Source organism: Ilyobacter polytropus DSM 2926 (genome assembly GCF_000165505.1).
In the GTDB taxonomy this organism is placed as follows: Bacteria; Fusobacteriota; Fusobacteriia; order Fusobacteriales; family Fusobacteriaceae; genus Ilyobacter; species Ilyobacter polytropus.
This window is the reverse complement of sequence record NC_014633.1, coordinates 725,361-741,820: the sequence shown is the minus strand read 5'-3', so window position 1 is coordinate 741,820 and position 16,460 is coordinate 725,361. Positions and strand designations below refer to the sequence as shown.

The 16,460-nt window shown below is 33.2% G+C and carries 13 protein-coding genes; 9 read left to right on the top strand and 4 right to left on the bottom strand.

Annotated features, from left to right (window positions below; all coding sequences use genetic code 11):
* The first annotated feature begins 144 nt into the window (after positions 1–144).
* Positions 145–927, top strand: a complete 783-nt coding sequence (ygiD, locus tag ILYOP_RS13300; RefSeq protein WP_013389020.1) for a 4,5-DOPA-extradiol-dioxygenase — start codon at positions 145–147, stop codon at positions 925–927.
* A gap of 84 nt (positions 928–1,011) precedes the next feature.
* Complete coding sequence (locus tag ILYOP_RS13295; RefSeq protein WP_013389019.1) at positions 1,012–1,935, top strand: DMT family transporter; 924 nt, start codon at positions 1,012–1,014, stop codon at positions 1,933–1,935.
* A 62-nt stretch (positions 1,936–1,997) separates the two neighbouring features.
* Here the strand turns inward: ILYOP_RS13295 and ILYOP_RS13290 are convergent, their stop codons facing one another.
* From ILYOP_RS13290 to ILYOP_RS13280, 3 genes are all read right to left on the bottom strand, one after another.
* Complete coding sequence (locus tag ILYOP_RS13290) at positions 1,998–3,077, bottom strand: tartrate dehydrogenase (RefSeq protein WP_013389018.1); 1,080 nt, start codon at positions 3,075–3,077, stop codon at positions 1,998–2,000.
* Positions 3,078–3,148: 71 nt separating this feature from the next.
* A complete protein-coding gene (locus tag ILYOP_RS13285; protein ID WP_013389017.1) occupies positions 3,149–4,075 on the bottom strand; it encodes an AEC family transporter in 927 nt (308 codons plus the stop codon).
* 181 nt (positions 4,076–4,256) lie between these two features.
* The gene (locus ILYOP_RS13280) at positions 4,257–5,429 is read right to left on the bottom strand and encodes a PucR family transcriptional regulator (protein WP_013389016.1); all 1,173 of its coding nucleotides are present in this window, start codon (positions 5,427–5,429) and stop codon (positions 4,257–4,259) included.
* A 792-nt stretch (positions 5,430–6,221) separates the two neighbouring features.
* On the opposite strand from ILYOP_RS13280, the gene ILYOP_RS13275 reads away from it, so the two are divergent.
* The 4 genes from ILYOP_RS13275 (at position 6,222) to ILYOP_RS15900 (ending at position 10,946) form a co-directional block, all read left to right on the top strand.
* Positions 6,222–7,616 carry an APC family permease gene (locus ILYOP_RS13275; protein WP_013389015.1) on the top strand — a complete coding sequence of 465 codons (1,395 nt, stop codon included), beginning with the start codon at positions 6,222–6,224 and terminating at the stop codon, positions 7,614–7,616.
* A gap of 84 nt (positions 7,617–7,700) precedes the next feature.
* Complete coding sequence (gabT, locus tag ILYOP_RS13270; protein ID WP_013389014.1) at positions 7,701–9,044, top strand: 4-aminobutyrate--2-oxoglutarate transaminase; 1,344 nt, start codon at positions 7,701–7,703, stop codon at positions 9,042–9,044.
* Positions 9,045–9,158: 114 nt separating this feature from the next.
* Positions 9,159–10,277, top strand: coding sequence for a 4-hydroxybutyrate dehydrogenase (locus ILYOP_RS13265; protein ID WP_013389013.1), 1,119 nt, complete (start codon positions 9,159–9,161; stop codon positions 10,275–10,277).
* 510 nt (positions 10,278–10,787) lie between these two features.
* Positions 10,788–10,946 (top strand): hypothetical protein, encoded by a 159-nt coding sequence (locus ILYOP_RS15900; RefSeq protein WP_013389012.1) that lies wholly within the window; start codon positions 10,788–10,790, stop codon positions 10,944–10,946.
* 224 nt (positions 10,947–11,170) lie between these two features.
* Here ILYOP_RS15900 and ILYOP_RS13260 read toward each other — a convergent pair whose 3' ends face one another.
* A complete protein-coding gene (locus ILYOP_RS13260) occupies positions 11,171–12,322 on the bottom strand; it encodes a PucR family transcriptional regulator (protein ID WP_013389011.1) in 1,152 nt (383 codons plus the stop codon).
* 418 nt (positions 12,323–12,740) lie between these two features.
* Here ILYOP_RS13260 and ILYOP_RS13255 point away from each other — a divergent pair, with 418 nt between their 5' ends.
* The 3 genes from ILYOP_RS13255 to argC all read left to right on the top strand — a co-directional run bounded on the left by ILYOP_RS13255 (position 12,741) and on the right by argC (position 16,444).
* Complete coding sequence (locus ILYOP_RS13255; protein WP_013389010.1) at positions 12,741–13,316, top strand: 5-formyltetrahydrofolate cyclo-ligase; 576 nt, start codon at positions 12,741–12,743, stop codon at positions 13,314–13,316.
* Between the two features lie 185 nt (positions 13,317–13,501).
* Positions 13,502–14,761, top strand: coding sequence for a (Fe-S)-binding protein (locus ILYOP_RS13250; RefSeq protein WP_013389009.1), 1,260 nt, complete (start codon positions 13,502–13,504; stop codon positions 14,759–14,761).
* A 642-nt stretch (positions 14,762–15,403) separates the two neighbouring features.
* Positions 15,404–16,444, top strand: coding sequence for an N-acetyl-gamma-glutamyl-phosphate reductase (argC, locus tag ILYOP_RS13245; protein WP_013389008.1), 1,041 nt, complete (start codon positions 15,404–15,406; stop codon positions 16,442–16,444).
* Positions 16,445–16,460: the final 16 nt, after the last annotated feature.

Below are 16,460 nucleotides of genomic sequence, written 5' to 3'. Positions count from 1 at the left end.
TGATATATGCAAAAGGGGATTATGATGATTTCTGTTGATAAGTTGGGCATTATGGCCCAAAATAAAATAATTATGTGGGTAAAATAAGAGGAATCGTATATAATATAAAAAGAAATACATTGCATCTGCATTTGGAGGCACATTATGAATAGAAAACAACCTGTTTTATTTATAGGTCACGGCAATCCCATGAATGCCATTTCATACAATAACTTCACAAAATCACTGAAGAAAATATCTGAAACTATAGAAAAACCTGACGCCATTGTCGTAATATCCGCACACTGGCAGACAAAGGGAACAAGTATAACTTTATCTGATGATCCCAAGCAAATATATGACTTTTACGGTTTTCCAAGGGAACTTTATAATGTTATATATCAGCCTAAAGGAAATGAGAAACTGTCAAACTATATAATAGAGACTTTAAATGCAGAAGGCGCCATAGTAACTGGAGTAGATTACTGGGGCCTAGATCATGGTTCGTGGGGAATTCTGATTCATATCTTCCCAGATGGAGATATTCCTGTACTGCAGTTGAGTTTGGATGTAGATTTAGACGTAGATTCTCATTATCAGCTTGGTAAAAAACTTTCTTTTCTGAGAGACATGGGAGTGTTGGTAATAGGAAGCGGCAATATCGTACATAATCTAAAGAATATAGGGAAGGAAACTTTATCAGAACCGTATTCCTGGGCTGTGGAATTTGACAGATATATAGCAGACTCTGTAAGTAGTGATAAACATAATAATCTTATTGATTATAAAAATGCAGGAGAATGTGCAGAACTTTCCCTTCCTACAGATGAACACTATCTTCCTTTGATTTATGTTGCAGCTATGCAGACACCGGGAGAAAAAACTGAGTTTTTCTATGATGAAATACACCACTCATCTCTTTCTATGAGGTGTCTGAAAATAGGATAGGATGATAAGGTGAGAGCAGTAGTTTTGTCGTAAAGATTTATGTTAAATAGATATACATATAGTTAGAATAGTATAGGGGGCAGTATGAATAGTAAATATATAGGATACACAATGGCATTTATAACGATATTTGTATGGGGTACAACTTATGCAATCACCAAAAATTTGTTAAATTATTTTACACCGTTCGAAGTGCTTTTTCTGAGATTTTTGATAGCTTATTTATTTTTGTTGATTGTAAAGCCAACATTTAATTTTAAATTTAATTTTAAATTTAATTTTCAGGAAGAGAAGTTGTTTTTGTTATTAGGACTTACAGGAGGAATGCTTTACTTTCTAGTGGAAAATATGGCACTAAAATATACTTCGGCTTCTAATGTGGGGCTTATAGTATCCTCTATACCGATATTCTCATCGATAATAGCTCATTTTACCACTGAGGACGAAAAGTTTGATAAAAACCTTATTTTGGGCTTTGCCCTGGCCATAACAGGGATATTCCTAATACTTTATAATGGAAACAAAGTTTTGAAAATTAATCCTATAGGGGATATTTTGGCCGTAGTATGCTCCATTATTTGGGCTATCTACTCCAACCTTCTGAGAAAGGTGGATAAAAGCTACTCAGGACTATTAGTTGTCAGAAAGACATTTTTTTACGGCCTTATGTTTATGTTACCTGGACTTTACTTACTCAAGGTAAAAATACATTTTGAGTATTTGTTTAATAAAGATGTTTCGTTTAGCATATTTTATCTTGCTTTAGTGGCTTCTTCCATCTGCTTTATAATGTGGAGCAGGTCAATAAACATAATAGGGATAATAAAGACAACGAACTTTATCTATTTGATACCGCTTGTGGCTATGATATCTTCTGTGGTTATTTTAGATGAGAAAATTACTCCGCTCATGATTACAGGAGGTCTTCTTATCCTTTCTGGTGTCCTTATTAATGACAAGAAAATATCCTTTGAAAAATTATTTAAGCCAAAAACGACTACCCTATAAAAAAGTTCCCTGTACTCTGCATTTTACAACAGAGTCTCAGGGAACTTTTTAATATAAATTTACTAATTAAGTTTTTTACTCATGATATCGCAGATGATCTCTCCTACCTGACTAGTAGAACCTTTACCACCCATATCGGGAGTAAGCTTCTCTCTCATCTCTAGAGATCCCTCTATACCCTTCATCACAGTATCTGCAAGTGACTCGTGTCCTAGGAAATCTAGCATAATTTTTATTGTCCATATCATTGCTATAGGATTGGCTAGGCCTTTTCCAGCAATCTCAGGGGCAGAACCGTGTACTGGTTCAAACATAGAAGGATACTTTCCATCAGGATTGATGTTGGCTCCTGCTGCAAATCCAAGACCACCCTGTAAGGCAGCTCCTAGGTCAGTAAGGATATCTCCAAATAAGTTTGAGGCTACAACAACATCAAAAGATTCAGGTCTTTGTATCATATACATGGCAGCGGCATCTACATGGTATTCTGCTGTTTTTATCTCTGGATAGTTAGCTTTCTTTTCTTTGAAAATCTTGTCCCAGAAAACCATGCTGTGGTTTAGGGCGTTGGATTTTGTTATACTTGTAAGGTGGTTTAGCTTGTTTCTCTTTTTAGCAAGGTCAAAGGCGTAGTCCATTACCTTTTCTGTAGTTTTACGGGTAAAGACACTTGTCTGAAGAGCTATTTCTTCTTCTTTGCCTTCTCTTTCTATTCCCCCGATACCTGCATACTCCCCTTCAGTATTTTCTCTTATAAAGATCATGTCTATGTCCCCAGGTTTTTTTCCTTTTATTGGACAATCCAATTCCGAAAGAAGTTTTACAGGTCTGTAGTTGATATATTGGTCGAATCCCTGTCTTATTTTTAAAAGCAGATCCCTTAGAGAAACGTGGTCTGGAACTCCTGGGAATCCAACTGCCCCTAATAATATGGCATCAAAGTTTTTAAGTTTTTCGAGGCCGTCATCGTCCATCATTTTACCATTTTCTAGATAGTATTCACATCCCCAGTCAAACCATGTGAAATCAAAGGCAACTTCTCCTGTGAGTTTTGACAAGGTCTCTAGGACTTTTACTCCCTCTTTCATTACTTCTACTCCGATACCATCTCCTGGAATTACAGCGATTTTGTATTTTTTCATTTTGTCCCCCCTGTATTTTATATTAAAAGCACAATTACCCATAATTATGCTTTTTTTAACTTTATTTCAGTTTAAAAAAGAATCTCTGCAAGGAAAGCATAAACTGGTATAGTCACCACAACAAGTATGGTGGAAAGCCCAACTACTTTTGAGGCGTCTTCTGGATTTTTATTGTAGTATCCGCTCAAAATGGCCACATTGGTCATTATAGGCATGGTAGTCTGTATGAAATATACCTTTTTCAAAAGAACCGGAAGAGTTAAAAAACCATCGGCAATTTTTATAAGCACCAGGGCTATTATAGGAGCTATGATAAACTTGGATATAAGATCTAGCAGACCTTCAAAATCTGGTTTTAAAGATTTTATTCCGAGACTGTATATGGCCGTTCCCAAGTAGAGCATGGCCAGAGGTGTTGTCATTCCTCCTAGATATTTCATATAAGTTGCCAGAAACGGAGGGACTTTTAAGTCTAAAAGAATCATAATAATACCTACGAAAAAGGATATGGTAGCAGGAGTCATAAGCTTTTTAAATCCGTCTTTTATGCTTCCTCCTCCACGGACACAATAGACACCATAGGTCCAAAAGAAACAAGTGTTGGCAAAATAGTATAGGAATATATAAGGTATGCTTTCGTCTCCAAATAAGGCTATATTCACCGGTAGACCTATAAATACCGTATTGGCAAAGACAAAGGAAAGTTGGAAAAGTTCCTTTCTTTTTATGAAAGAGCTGAAACTAAAGATCTTGGCTGCCAATATAAGTGCTAATAGTATTACAAAAGAAAGTCCGAGCCACTCTGTGGATTGCATCAATCCCTCTCTTGTAAAACGGCTTGTAAGCCCTAAAATTATAAGGCAAGGCAGGCATAGATTCAGCACTAAATAGGAAAAAAGTTTATTGCTGTGCTCTCCTAAAATATTTTTTCTAGCAAAAAAACAACCTGTTCCCATGAGAAACATTATCAAGGTAACACTGTTTATTATTCTCTCCAAAATTATTCCCCCCTAAAATCACTTTTGGATATTATACTATAAAAATCTGTTAGTCGTAATTTTTTTTATAAAAACGGTCAATTTTAGCTTGCTCTATGTTTTTGCAATAATCCTTTTAATTAATATTTATAGGCACTAAAAAAAGCCGCCATTTGCAGCTTTTCTATTTAAAAGTCTATATTTATATAATTTCTCGAAGCATCAAGGCTATACTATAAACAAGTCTTGTGTTAAGCTGAGACAGATCACAAGATAGGATCTCCTGTATTTTTGATAATTTATAATTAATTGAATTTCTATGATAGAAGAGTTGTGCAGCGACCTCTTTAACGCTGCAATTATTTTTTAAATAAGTATCTAATACTATCATATAGTCTGTTCCATTAATTTTATCATATTCGGCTAAAGGTTCTAAGGTTTCTTGGTAGTAATTACTCATAGCCTCTTTGTTTTCCATAGATAAAAGTAATTTATATAGGCCTAGTTCACTATAGGCAGTAATTTCATCACTATTTTCTCTTTTCTTTTGCAGTTTTAATATACTTATTGCCTGGTGGTAGCTTTTTGAAATATCGTCAATATTTTTAGAAGTTTCTCCGATACAAAAATACATTTTATTTTTCTTCTTTAAAATTTCCCTGCACTTTCTTTTTATTTCGTGAACAATATTTCTTATCTCATCTTCACTATATTCAGCAAATACCAAAACAAATCTGCCTTTTAATTCAAATATAAAGGTTCTCTTATAAGAGTAGATAAGGATATTTTCTATATTTTTTAATAACTTAGCTCTCTTTTCATCACCAATTATTTCACCGGTAGAGTTTTCCAAGATCTCTATAATTGCAATACAGTATGGCCAGTTGGCACTAAAATTGTGTATTTCCAATTGAGGTTTATATAAATTTTCTTGATCAGGGAAAAATATAGCATTTTTAATTGCAGACAGTAACTCTATATTAATCCTGTCTGATATTGTAATCTGATAACAAAAATCTTTTATGAAATTAGCCATGTAAATATGCCATGGAATTTGGAAGAGAGGAAAGTCGTTCTCGTCACAAAACTGTAAAATTTCTTCTGAGATACCTTCGATATAAGGTCCTATATTTATAACCATACCACTAGCTTGATTATAATAAGTATGCTTAACTAGTTCAAATAAACTTTCGTCCTTGCCCAAAGCGATACCAGTAACAAAAGAAAGTTCTTGTCCTTCCAAGTAAGTTGATATCTCTTTGCCCTCAATCATATGTGCCCATCTTACCACATTGTCTAAACCGTTTTTACCAGCGATTAATTTTATATCTCTTTTATTGGTAGATTCATATAATTCTCTTAATGTCATAGCCATTTTTTTACCTCACTACCTATAATTTGATATTTCACTTTGATAGAATCTAAAATTACATTGATTAATAATATTATCTCTATATAATTCATTTGTCAATTTTTTCTACAACGATATTAAAATACAAAACTGAACCCAAGTGTTTTTACCACAATGGATTTTCCATATAAGTCTATATTAGTCGTGAAATTAAAAGGTTTAGAAATATTATTTTCAACTCCAGCACAAAATTTTTCGGATAGTAATCCATTGTAATTCATTTAAAAAAAAATTACAATTAATTATAGCAAATTTGAGAGCTGATTAAAAAATTTCTCACCAAGAGAAAATAAAAATCTCTCACTGGACTTTTTACGGATAATAAAAAGCAGGTTAAATCTTATCAGAAAAAAGAGATTTTCTTTTATGCCCTGAAAAGATATAAACCTGGCTATATAATGACATTAAATAGAATGATTTTCATTAAGTAAAGGGCATCTTTGTAAGAAAAAATAAGGTTCAGCTTTATTTTACCCTTCAAAGATATAAAGTCATGTTACTTTCATTTGATCTTTAAATGGGAGTAGTATGACTTTTTTATTTTAATTGTTCTAAATAATGTATTTTCTAACAGCGTAACTATCCCACTACAAAGTTAAATTAAAACAGAAAAATTTTCATTGAGTAAAGGGCGTCTTTGTAAGAAAAAATAAGGTTCAGCTTTATTTTACCCTTCAAAGATATAAAGTCATGTTACTTTTATTTAATTATCAAATATGGGTAGTATAACTTTTTATTAAATAAGGGGGTAAAAATATGACGAAACAGGAATCTTTTGACAGGGTATTATCAAAAAAAGATGTATTGGCTCTTGCCTTTGGTGCGATGATAGGTTGGGGATGGGTAGTTATGGCAGGTAGCTGGATAGAAACTGCCGGTACCCTAGGAGCAATAATAGCCTTTATAATGGGTGGAATTATGGTTTTATTTGTAGGACTAACTTATGCAGAGCTAACTTCTGCTATGCCTAAATGCGGAGGTGAACACGTATTTAGTCTGAGAGCTTTGGGAACAAATGCTTCTTTTATATGTACATGGGCAATCATATTGGGATATGTGTCAGTAGTGGCTTTTGAGGCTGTGGCTTTTCCCACTGTTTTGGAATATCTGGTGCCTGGCTATATACAAGGAAAGATGTATACGGTAGCAGGGTATGACGTTTACTTTACCTGGGTACTTGTGGGTATGATAAGCTCTATTGCAATAACAGTTATTAATTATTTCGGAGTTAAACCTGCTGCATTTTTGCAAGGTGTACTTACTCTTATTATAGGGGCGGTAGGCTTGAGCTTTTTCGGGGGAGCAGTTGTCAACGGTGATTCTGCCAATATCACGACACTTTTCAGCGACGGAAACAAAGGGGTTCTTGCAGTAGCTGTTATGACACCTTTTATGTATGTAGGATTTGATGTTATCCCTCAGGCTGCAGAAGAGATAAATCTTCCATTTAAAAAGATCGGTCAAATATTAGTACTTTCAGTTGTTATGGCTGTTATATGGTATGTAATGATAATTTATGGAGTATCCCTTGCTATGGACAGCAGTGCGCTAGCAGCTTCTAAGCTTGCAACTGCCGATGCAATGAAAGCTGTATTCTTTGACAGTCCATTAGCATCTAAGATAATGGTTATAGCCGGAATCGGAGGAATAATAACAAGCTGGAACTCATTCTTTGTAGGCGGAAGCAGAGCTATATACTCTATGGCTGATTCAAAAATGCTTCCTGAATTCCTAGGGAAACTGCATCCAAAATACAAAACACCTGTAAATGCTGTACTTTTAATCGGTATATTATCCACACTGGCTCCTCTTTTAGGGAGAAAAATGCTTGTTTGGCTTGTTGATGCAGGCGGATTTACCATAGTGATATCTTACCTTATAGTATCAATATCATTTATAGTCCTAAGATATAAAGAGCCTGATATGCCTAGACCTTACAAGGTTAGAAAAGGTGTTTTAGTAGGTTCAATAGCTGTTCTATTGAGCGGATTATGTATATTCCTTTATCTTCCGGGAGCTCCTTCTGCACTTGTGTCTTATGAATGGGCTATTGTAACTGGGTGGTTTGTTCTAGGTGCTGTATTTTATACATGGTCAAAAATGTCATATGTTGAATTCGGAAAGCATGCAGAGGAAGAGGCTCTAGGATAAATGGAGAATAAAGCGTTTATTCTTTAAAATAAAAAGAAAAACTATAGGATATAAAAATTTAAACATATATTGGAGGTACCAATCATGATTTTAGAAAAAAATGCAAAAATTACAACGGCAATTCCAGGTCCAAAGTCTAAGGAACTTTTGGAAAAAAGACTCAAATATGTTGCTAGAGGTGTCAGTTATTCTACAGAGGTATTTGTAGATGAGGCCAAAGGTGCTCTTATAAAGGATATTGACGGCAATGTATTTGTTGATTTTGCAGCAGGTATAGGGGTACAAAATGTCGGACACTGTGACGAGGAAATAGTAGAAACAATAAAATCACAGGTTGAAAAAAATATACACACATCTTTTAATGTTGCCATGTATGAACCCTATATTAATTTAGCCGAAAAACTGGTTGCAGCGACTCCTGGGGATTACGATAAAAAAGCTTTACTTATAAACAGTGGTACCGAGGCTGTAGAAAATGCAGTTAAAATTGCAAGAAAATATACTGGTAAACCGATGATTTTATCCTTGGAAAACGCCTTCCACGGAAGAACTTATATGTCTATGACACTTACAAGTAAGGTAAAGCCTTATAAATATGGGTTTGCGCCATATAACAGTGACACACATAAAATTCCGTCACCTTATTGTTACAGATGTCAATTTGGAAAAAAACATCCTGGTTGCAATTTAGAGTGTGCTCAAAAATTAGAAGACTTGCTTAAAGGTGAACTTTCGGCTGATATGATAGCCGCTTTAGTAGTGGAACCTGTCCAGGGTGAAGGGGGATTCATAGTGCCTCCAAAGGGATATTTACAAAGACTTCAAAAGATATGCAATGATAATAATATTCTTTTCATAGTTGACGAAATACAGGCAGGTTTTGCCAGAACAGGTACTCTCTTTGCATCTGAGCAGTTTGATATAGAGCCTGATATGATGACAATGTCCAAATCACTAGCTGCCGGAATGCCTTTAGCCGCAGTAGTCGGAAAAGAGGAAATAATGGAAAATCCAATTGTGGGATCTATAGGTGGGACTTTTAGCGGTAACCCTGTTGCCTGTGCTGCTGCTATCAAAGTCCTTGAAAAAATAGAAAAAGAAAAATTAACAGAAAGAGCTAATGCTATCGGTGAAAAGATTAAATCAAGACTTTCTGAAATGCAAAAAAAATATCCTGTTATCGGTGATATAAGAGGGCTTGGAGCAATGTGTGCTGTGGAGTTCATAACAGATCCTGAATCAAAAGAACCTAATAAGGAAATTATAGGGAAAATAACAAAAGAAAGCCTTCAAGAGGGAGTAATATTCATAAGTGCAGGAATTTATGGGAACGTCCTCAGATTCCTTCCACCTTTGGTAATGACTGATGAGCAGTTGGAATATGGTCTGGATGTTCTTGAGAAATCACTTGAAAAAGCTTTAAGTTAAGTTTATACTGAATACTATACAATATAATTAAAATCCAAAACTATCGGGATAATAGCGTAATTTAGTATACATTATCTCGATAGTTATTATTTTATAAATAAGGAGCAGCAGATTATGAAATTATTTAAATTACAACCTGAAATTCATAAATTTGATAACTTTAGTGAGTTTGTTTTAGAATTCGGTGTCAGTGACAAAGATCTAATAGTAGTAAATAACTCGATTTATAACAAATTTATAAAAAAACTTGATCTGAAAAGCATATTTATATCTCCCAAAAAATATGGAGACGGAGAACCATCAGATGAGATCATAGATAAAGTACTTGCAGAAGCTTCTCAACACGATTTTGACAGGGTGATCGCAATCGGAGGCGGAGCAGTAATGGATATATCCAAATTCCTTGTTATTGAAAACGTAAGTGAAACTCTAGATGTGTTTGAAAGAAAAATTGAGTTCAATAAAATAAAAGAATTAATTGCCATCCCTACAACCTGTGGTACAGGGAGTGAGGTCACGTCATATTCAGTAGCAGAAATAAAATCAAAAGGGACAAAAATGGGTATAGGAATAGAAGAGTTCCTACCTGATTATGCAGTTCTCATTCCTGAACTTCTACGAAATATTCCTTATAAGTTCTTTGCATTCAGCACTTTAGATGCCCTTGTACATGCGGCAGAGTCCTTTGTTTCACCTGGGTCAAACCCCTATACAGATATTTTTGCTCAAAATGCAATAGAGATTATCCTAAAGGGGTACAAGGTAATAGCTGAAAATGGGAAAGACTGTTATTCTGAAATCATAGAGGATTTCCTTATAGGGAGTAATTATGCAGGAATAGCTTTTGGAAATACAGGTGTAGGCCCGGTACACGCCTTATCATATCCGCTTGGGGGAAAATACCATGTGGCACATGGAGAGTGTAACTATGAATTTTTTACACCGGTTTTTAAAGCTTATACTGAGATAGCTCCAGAGGGTAAAATAAAAAAATTCAATGACTTGGTAATTTCAACATTGGAACTAGATAAAGAATCCGATGTTTATGCAGCATTAGATCAACTCTTTAATTCTATATGGGAAAAGAAAAAGCTTAATTTCTTTGGAATGGAAGAAAAAGAAATTTTAGAATTTACTGAAAGTGTAATTGAAAAACAACAGAGACTTTTATCAAATAATTATGCAGACTTATCAAAAAAACAGATAATGACTATATATAAAGATTTATATTAATTGATAATTAAAGAGGGAAACTCACAGTTATAGTATATATATTCAGGACACAGACTATATTTTTATAAATATAGTCTGTGTCCTGTTTTTATTGTGCATGATGTTATATAAATATTTGTTCTGCAGCACATTCAATTTCGTGTCGGTAAACATTATAAAATTTGAAAAAAAGTTTTAAACTTAATAAGTTTGCATTCCTGAAGTAACATTTGCAGAGTATATGGAAAGCGTGGTTATTCATATAATAAAAATATCAGAGGCGACTCTTTGATGTTTTTTCTTTTTTTAAGAGGCAAATTTTGTGCTATAGCACATATTTTTTAATGTCGTCACACATTGTAATTGAAGTGAAAAAGCTCTAAAATTAATCATAAGACAAAGAAAGAAATTAATTTTTAAATATGTAAAGGGAACTGTTTTTGTGTAATGGGAAGTATTTCTCAGAGTCTATGGCCAATATTAATTTTATAATTTTATATAAATGGCTTAAGCCATTTGGAGGTGTCGATAATGTGCAAAAGATGTATTGAAGAGAGATTAGTTACAAATTGTTCAGCTTGTATTGTAAAATTTAAAAAAATGGCCAAAGAGCTATCTAAAGAGATGCCTGAGCCACAAAAACTTCCAGAACAAAAAGTTATAAATGTATCTCAGAAAAGGGTTTCATAGAAATTCTTACGTCTCAGATGCTAATAAATAAAAAAAAATAAAATTTAAAAATTAATCCAGCCCTTATACCTCTATACAAGAGATATAAGGGCTGGATTTTTATATTTCCTTCAATATTACAAGAGATATATCTTATAATATTGAAAAAATGGTCATATTATTGAACTCCAAAGACTATATGGAGAATATATTTATAGATAGTTTACAGTATAATTAAAGTAAATTTAGATAATCTCTTTCAACATAAGGGCGATACTGTAGGCAAGCTTTGTATTAAGCTCTGACAGATCACAAGAAAGTATCTCTTGGATTTTATTTAATTTATATGTAATTGTGTTTCGGTGATAAAAAAGTTCCGCAGCCACTCCTTTGAGACTTCCGTTGTTTTTGAGGTAGGTATCTAGTACTTCCACATAATCTGTGTTATTTAACTGGTCGTGTTTTACAAGGGGGTCTAGTGTCTCCTGGTAATATTCCTGTACAACCTCTTCATCCTCGAGGGAAAGGAGAAGTTTATACAAACCTAACTCACGGTATATAATTATATCATTATTATCGCTGCTCTTTTGAAGTTTTAATACATCTGATGCTCTTTTATAACTTTTTGCAATACACTTGATATTTCTGGTACTCTTCCCTATTCCACAATAAATCTCTTCGTTGCCTTTCAACAAAGGTGAACATTTATCCTTTGTAATTTTAATGATTTCCCTTATTTCTTCCTCTGTATACTCTGCAAAGACCAAGACAAATTTACCCTCTAATTCGAAAACAAAGGATTTTTGGGTTATAGAACTTACAGTATTTTCAATAGTTTTTAATATTTTAGATCTTTTATCAGTATTCATGTTTACAGGTTCCATAATAGCAAGGCAGTATGACCAATTGGCATTGAAGTCGTACCTTTCGAGCTGTGGTACATACAATTCTTCTTGGTTTTGGAAAAAGATGGAGTTTTTGAAAGCACCGGATAATTCAGTATTGATCCTATCAGATATTGTTATGTTATAGCAGAAGATACGCATTATTTCGGCTACATGTACATGCCATGGGACTTCAAAAATAGGAAAATTATGCTCGTTGGCAAAGGCTATGATCTCATCTGAAATCTCATCGATAAAAGGACCGATGTTAATAACCATACCACTACACCGGTTATTGTAAGCGTGTTTAACCAGATCAAGCAGATCACTTTTCTTTTCTAGACCGATACCTGTGGTAAAGGCAATCTCCTGACCGTCTAAAAAAACAGATATTTCAATATTTTCGACCATATGTACCCATCTTACAATATTGTCTAGGCCTTTTTTTCCGGCAATAAGCTTTATTTCTTGATCTTTAACTGAACCATACAATTCCCTTAATTTGACTATCATCTTTTTCTCCTTGTAAATCTTCTTTTATATAATTTATCATACTAATTATTTATCTTCAAGAGTAAGCCCTAATGGAAAACTTAAAAGATAGTAAAAATGATGGCTTATAAAGGAATTTTTTATATTAGAATATAGTTATATTTTATTGATTAAGAGAAAAATAGCGGAATAATTAGGTGATTTATTGAAATTTATTTTAAAAAGCAACTTGAGAGAATTATTCTAAAATTCAAATTATTACTATTAATAATAGTATAAAATAAGGCGAGAAAAATTAAGAGGGGAAGGAAATAAGAATGCAAGGAATATAGGGGATCAGAATTGGTCTGACAAGTTTAATTTTGTTTTTATGTAATAATAAGCTATAATATATGATATAAAACATTTTTATGAAATCTAAATATGGGTGGAGGAAACTATGAAAAAAAAGAAAACAGAGATGAGAAAGATACTTTTAGACAAAAGAGATCAGTTAAGTTCAGCCCAAAAAGAGAATCTAGATAAGCAAATACTTAGTAATTTTACAAAAAGTATTTTTTATAAAAATGCAGAGACAATTTTTATATTTGTAAGCTTTGGAAGTGAGGTAAATACTCATATAATAATAGAACAAGCCATAAATGACGGAAAAAATGTATGCGTTCCCAAAATAAATTCAAAAGATAAAGTTATGGAAGTATTTAAAATAGAAAGCATGGACGAACTAAAAGAGGGTTACTATGGAATATTAGAACCTTCTGAGGAAAAATCAAAGGCTGCCGCTGAAGAACTGGACTTAGTGGTAGTTCCAGGAGTTGGGTTTGACATAAATGGTTACAGGGTAGGCTACGGAGGAGGATTTTATGACAAATTCTTTGACGGCATAGATAAAGAAGTTTCTAAGGTGGCTCTAGGGTACAATGTCCAAATGGTGGATGAAGTGCCAACAGAAAAGCACGATAAAAGAATAAGCGGTCTTATTACAGAGTCACATACTTATATATTTGTTTGCTAGGAAGAGTTGAAAATACTCTTCTTTTTATTTTATAAATATGTTTTGCTTAGTCTAATAAAGAAGCTTGAAAAAACAGTTAGATTTGAGATAGATATAACGATAATAGTTGGATTTAATGGAAATCTTAATTAAATTTTATAGTATACTAATGATGCGATAAGGAGATTTCCAAAGGAGTTAAATTTATGAAAGATTTATTGGTCAACTATATGAACAATCAACGGAAAAATATTTTAAAAAAATGCACTCAATGTGGTTTATGTATTAAAAAGTGTCCAATTATAAAAAATACTAAATTGAAAAATATTACACCTCAAAATATACAGAAAGAAGTTATTAAATTTTTGAAAGAAGGGATTCCAAATGAAACTGTATATAACAGGGGCTTTTCTTGTATGGAATGTTTTGGATGTGTTGATGCCTGTTGTCCCCAAGGTTTAGATCCTATGCTTATTAATGATATGATCAAATGGGATTATAGACGTAACAATCTGATTGAATCTAAATATACTGACCCTAAGGATAAAAATTCTTTACATAGAATTATATCCAGCACACAGATAAATAAAGAGGACTATGATAAATTACTAACCTTCTCCCCTTCTTCAAAAGCCGATTATGTATTTTTCCCTGGGTGCAACGTCTACTTTCAGCCTGAAAAGCTTTTAAATGCTTTGGACATACTGGATCTTATAGGTAAGGACTTGGCTTTTGTGCCGGGGTTGGATTTTTGTTGTGGAGAGTCTCATATAGGGGCAGGTGCAATAAAAGAAGCTGACAGTATATCTAGGAAATTAATTGATAAACTGTCATCTTACACTCCTAAAACAGTTATCTTCTGGTGTCCAACTTGTTTATGTCGTTTTGAGAAAACATTAACTTTTGCAGTGGATATTCCTTTTAAAATGATTTCTTTTCCTGAATTTGTTGCAGAGAATATAGATAGCCTGTCATTTAAAAAAGAAATAAATAAAACAGTTACTTTACACGAAGCTTGTAAGTCAGCTTTTACGGGATTGGATTTAAATGGTGCTAGGAATATTTTGAAAAAACTTCCAGGGGTTTCTTTGGTAGAAATGCCACGTCATGGTAAAAATACCTCTTGCTGCGGCAGTGGAGCAGTAACTTTTTTTAAAGAAAGCTTTGATACAGTAAGAAAGGAACGTATGAATGAAGCTGCAGAAACAAAAGCAGAGTTATTGGTAGATGTATGTCATTATTGTCATGAAGTTTTTATAGATAGAGAACAAAAATATAATTATTCGGTTGTTAATTATGTTTCTTTAATTGCAGAAGCTTTAGGCATTGAAAGAGAAGATAAGTTTAAAAAATATAAGCAGATGAATGATGTAGATAAAATTTTAGATGATGCTAAAGATTATATTGAACAGTCAACTTTTTCAAATGATAATATAATTGAAGCTTTAAAAACTATTGTTGAATAATATTAAAAATAATATATAGTAACGTAAAGAATGGTAAGTGAAAATTGAATATTTTTTTTAATTTGGTAAATGAAGTTTTTAAAATCTTAAAGTTTAAATAAATATAGAAAACCACAGGGTAACATTAGGTTATATAACTATGAGAATTAAGAAGTCAGGTGTCACTGTGATCCAAAAGGAATTAATTAAATTATGACCTTTTCAAGAGGAATTCTAGTGGAGTGTATAAAAAACAATTGACAGGTATATGTTTTTTTTGGTATTATCTTCTTAATAAAGCTAGCTAAAAATTAGGAGGAATTGGAATGTTGTTCAGGATAAGAAGGATGAGGAGAAATAAAAAAATTAAAAAACCTTATTGTTCTAAATGGCTAATTGACATCAAAATTTCTTTTGAAAAGATTAGAGAGAATCGGCTCTCTATGAGTATACAAAAGTTGATAAAGCCGACAGTATAAATCTGTTGGTTTTTTTTTAAAAGGATGAACCGGTATTAGCCAGATAAACTTAGGCGGATACCGGTTTTTTTTATAAGCTTTATACTAAAATAGAAATTAAAGTAGAATAAAAAAGGTAGTCAAATCAAATCATCTAAAAGAGTAATATGTACTATATATAAATATGAACGGGAGGAATTGTAAAATGGTGAGAGTAGGAATAATCGGAGCCACTGGCTATGCTGGACAACAGCTTGTATGGTATCTAAATATGCACAAGAATGCAGAGATAAAGTTTATGGTATCAAATAGCTATGTAGGACAGGAGTTCAGCGAAATCTATAGGAACTTTAAAAAGTTTTTAGATGACAAGCTTATAGGGGTAGAAGATGTAGAATCTAAGTTAGATGAGATAGATGTTCTTTTTATGGCTCTTCCTCACGGTAAATCTGCTCCCTTTGTAAAGCTCGCAATGGACAAGGGTATAAAAGCTATAGACCTAGGTGCAGACTTTAGGCTAGATAGTGAAGAAACCTTTAAAGAGTGGTACAAAGACGATTATAAACATCCTGAATTCATAAAAGATGCAGTTTATGGTCTGCCTGAACTGAAAAGAAGAGAAGAGATAAAAAACTGCAAAATAATAGCAAATCCAGGATGTTATCCTACTGCTAGCATATTGGCTCTAGCTCCCCTTTTAGAAAATGACCTTATAGAAAAGGATTCTATTGTGATAGATGCAAAGTCGGGAGTCTCAGGGGCAGGTAGATCTGCAAAGATAGCATCCCTTTATACAGAGTGCAACGAATCTATAAAGGCTTATGGTGTGACAACTCACAGACATACAGCAGAGATTGAGCAAGAGTTATCTAAGATAGGAGAGGAAAACATAGCCTTAACATTCACGCCTCATCTTGTACCAATGAACAGAGGGATACTTTCTGTGACTTATTCAAAGCTGAAAAAAGATATCAGTGAAAAAGAGATTTATGACCTATATAACAAGTTCTATGAAAATGAGTATTTTGTAAGGGTTATAAATGACCTTCCTGAAACTAGATTTGTAAGGGGAACTAACCTCTGTGATATCGCAGTAAGGGTGGACAAAAGGACAAATAGAGTGATAGCAATATCTGCAATAGATAACCTTATAAAAGGTGCTGCAGGACAGGCAATACAGAATATGAATATCATGTTTGGTCTTGAGGAAAACGACGGTTTAGATATTTTGGCAATGAATCCATAATTATAGGGAGGGAAAT

Excerpts from the sequence above, each read along its gene's own strand:
- ygiD (WP_013389020.1), top strand. The coding sequence starts at position 145 with ATGAATAGAAAACAACCTGTTTTATTTATAGGTCACGGCAATCCCATG.
- ILYOP_RS13295 (WP_013389019.1), top strand. The coding sequence starts at position 1,012 with ATGAATAGTAAATATATAGGATACACAATGGCATTTATAACGATATTT.
- ILYOP_RS13290 (WP_013389018.1), bottom strand. The coding sequence starts at position 3,077 with ATGAAAAAATACAAAATCGCTGTAATTCCAGGAGATGGTATCGGAGTA.
- ILYOP_RS13280 (WP_013389016.1), bottom strand. The coding sequence starts at position 5,429 with ATGGCTATGACATTAAGAGAATTATATGAATCTACCAATAAAAGAGAT.
- ILYOP_RS13275 (WP_013389015.1), top strand. The coding sequence starts at position 6,222 with ATGACGAAACAGGAATCTTTTGACAGGGTATTATCAAAAAAAGATGTA.
- gabT (WP_013389014.1), top strand. The coding sequence starts at position 7,701 with ATGATTTTAGAAAAAAATGCAAAAATTACAACGGCAATTCCAGGTCCA.
- ILYOP_RS13265 (WP_013389013.1), top strand. The coding sequence starts at position 9,159 with ATGAAATTATTTAAATTACAACCTGAAATTCATAAATTTGATAACTTT.
- ILYOP_RS15900 (WP_013389012.1), top strand. The coding sequence starts at position 10,788 with ATGTGCAAAAGATGTATTGAAGAGAGATTAGTTACAAATTGTTCAGCT.
- ILYOP_RS13260 (WP_013389011.1), bottom strand. The coding sequence starts at position 12,322 with ATGATAGTCAAATTAAGGGAATTGTATGGTTCAGTTAAAGATCAAGAA.
- ILYOP_RS13255 (WP_013389010.1), top strand. The coding sequence starts at position 12,741 with ATGAAAAAAAAGAAAACAGAGATGAGAAAGATACTTTTAGACAAAAGA.
- ILYOP_RS13250 (WP_013389009.1), top strand. The coding sequence starts at position 13,502 with ATGAAAGATTTATTGGTCAACTATATGAACAATCAACGGAAAAATATT.
- argC (WP_013389008.1), top strand. The coding sequence starts at position 15,404 with ATGGTGAGAGTAGGAATAATCGGAGCCACTGGCTATGCTGGACAACAG.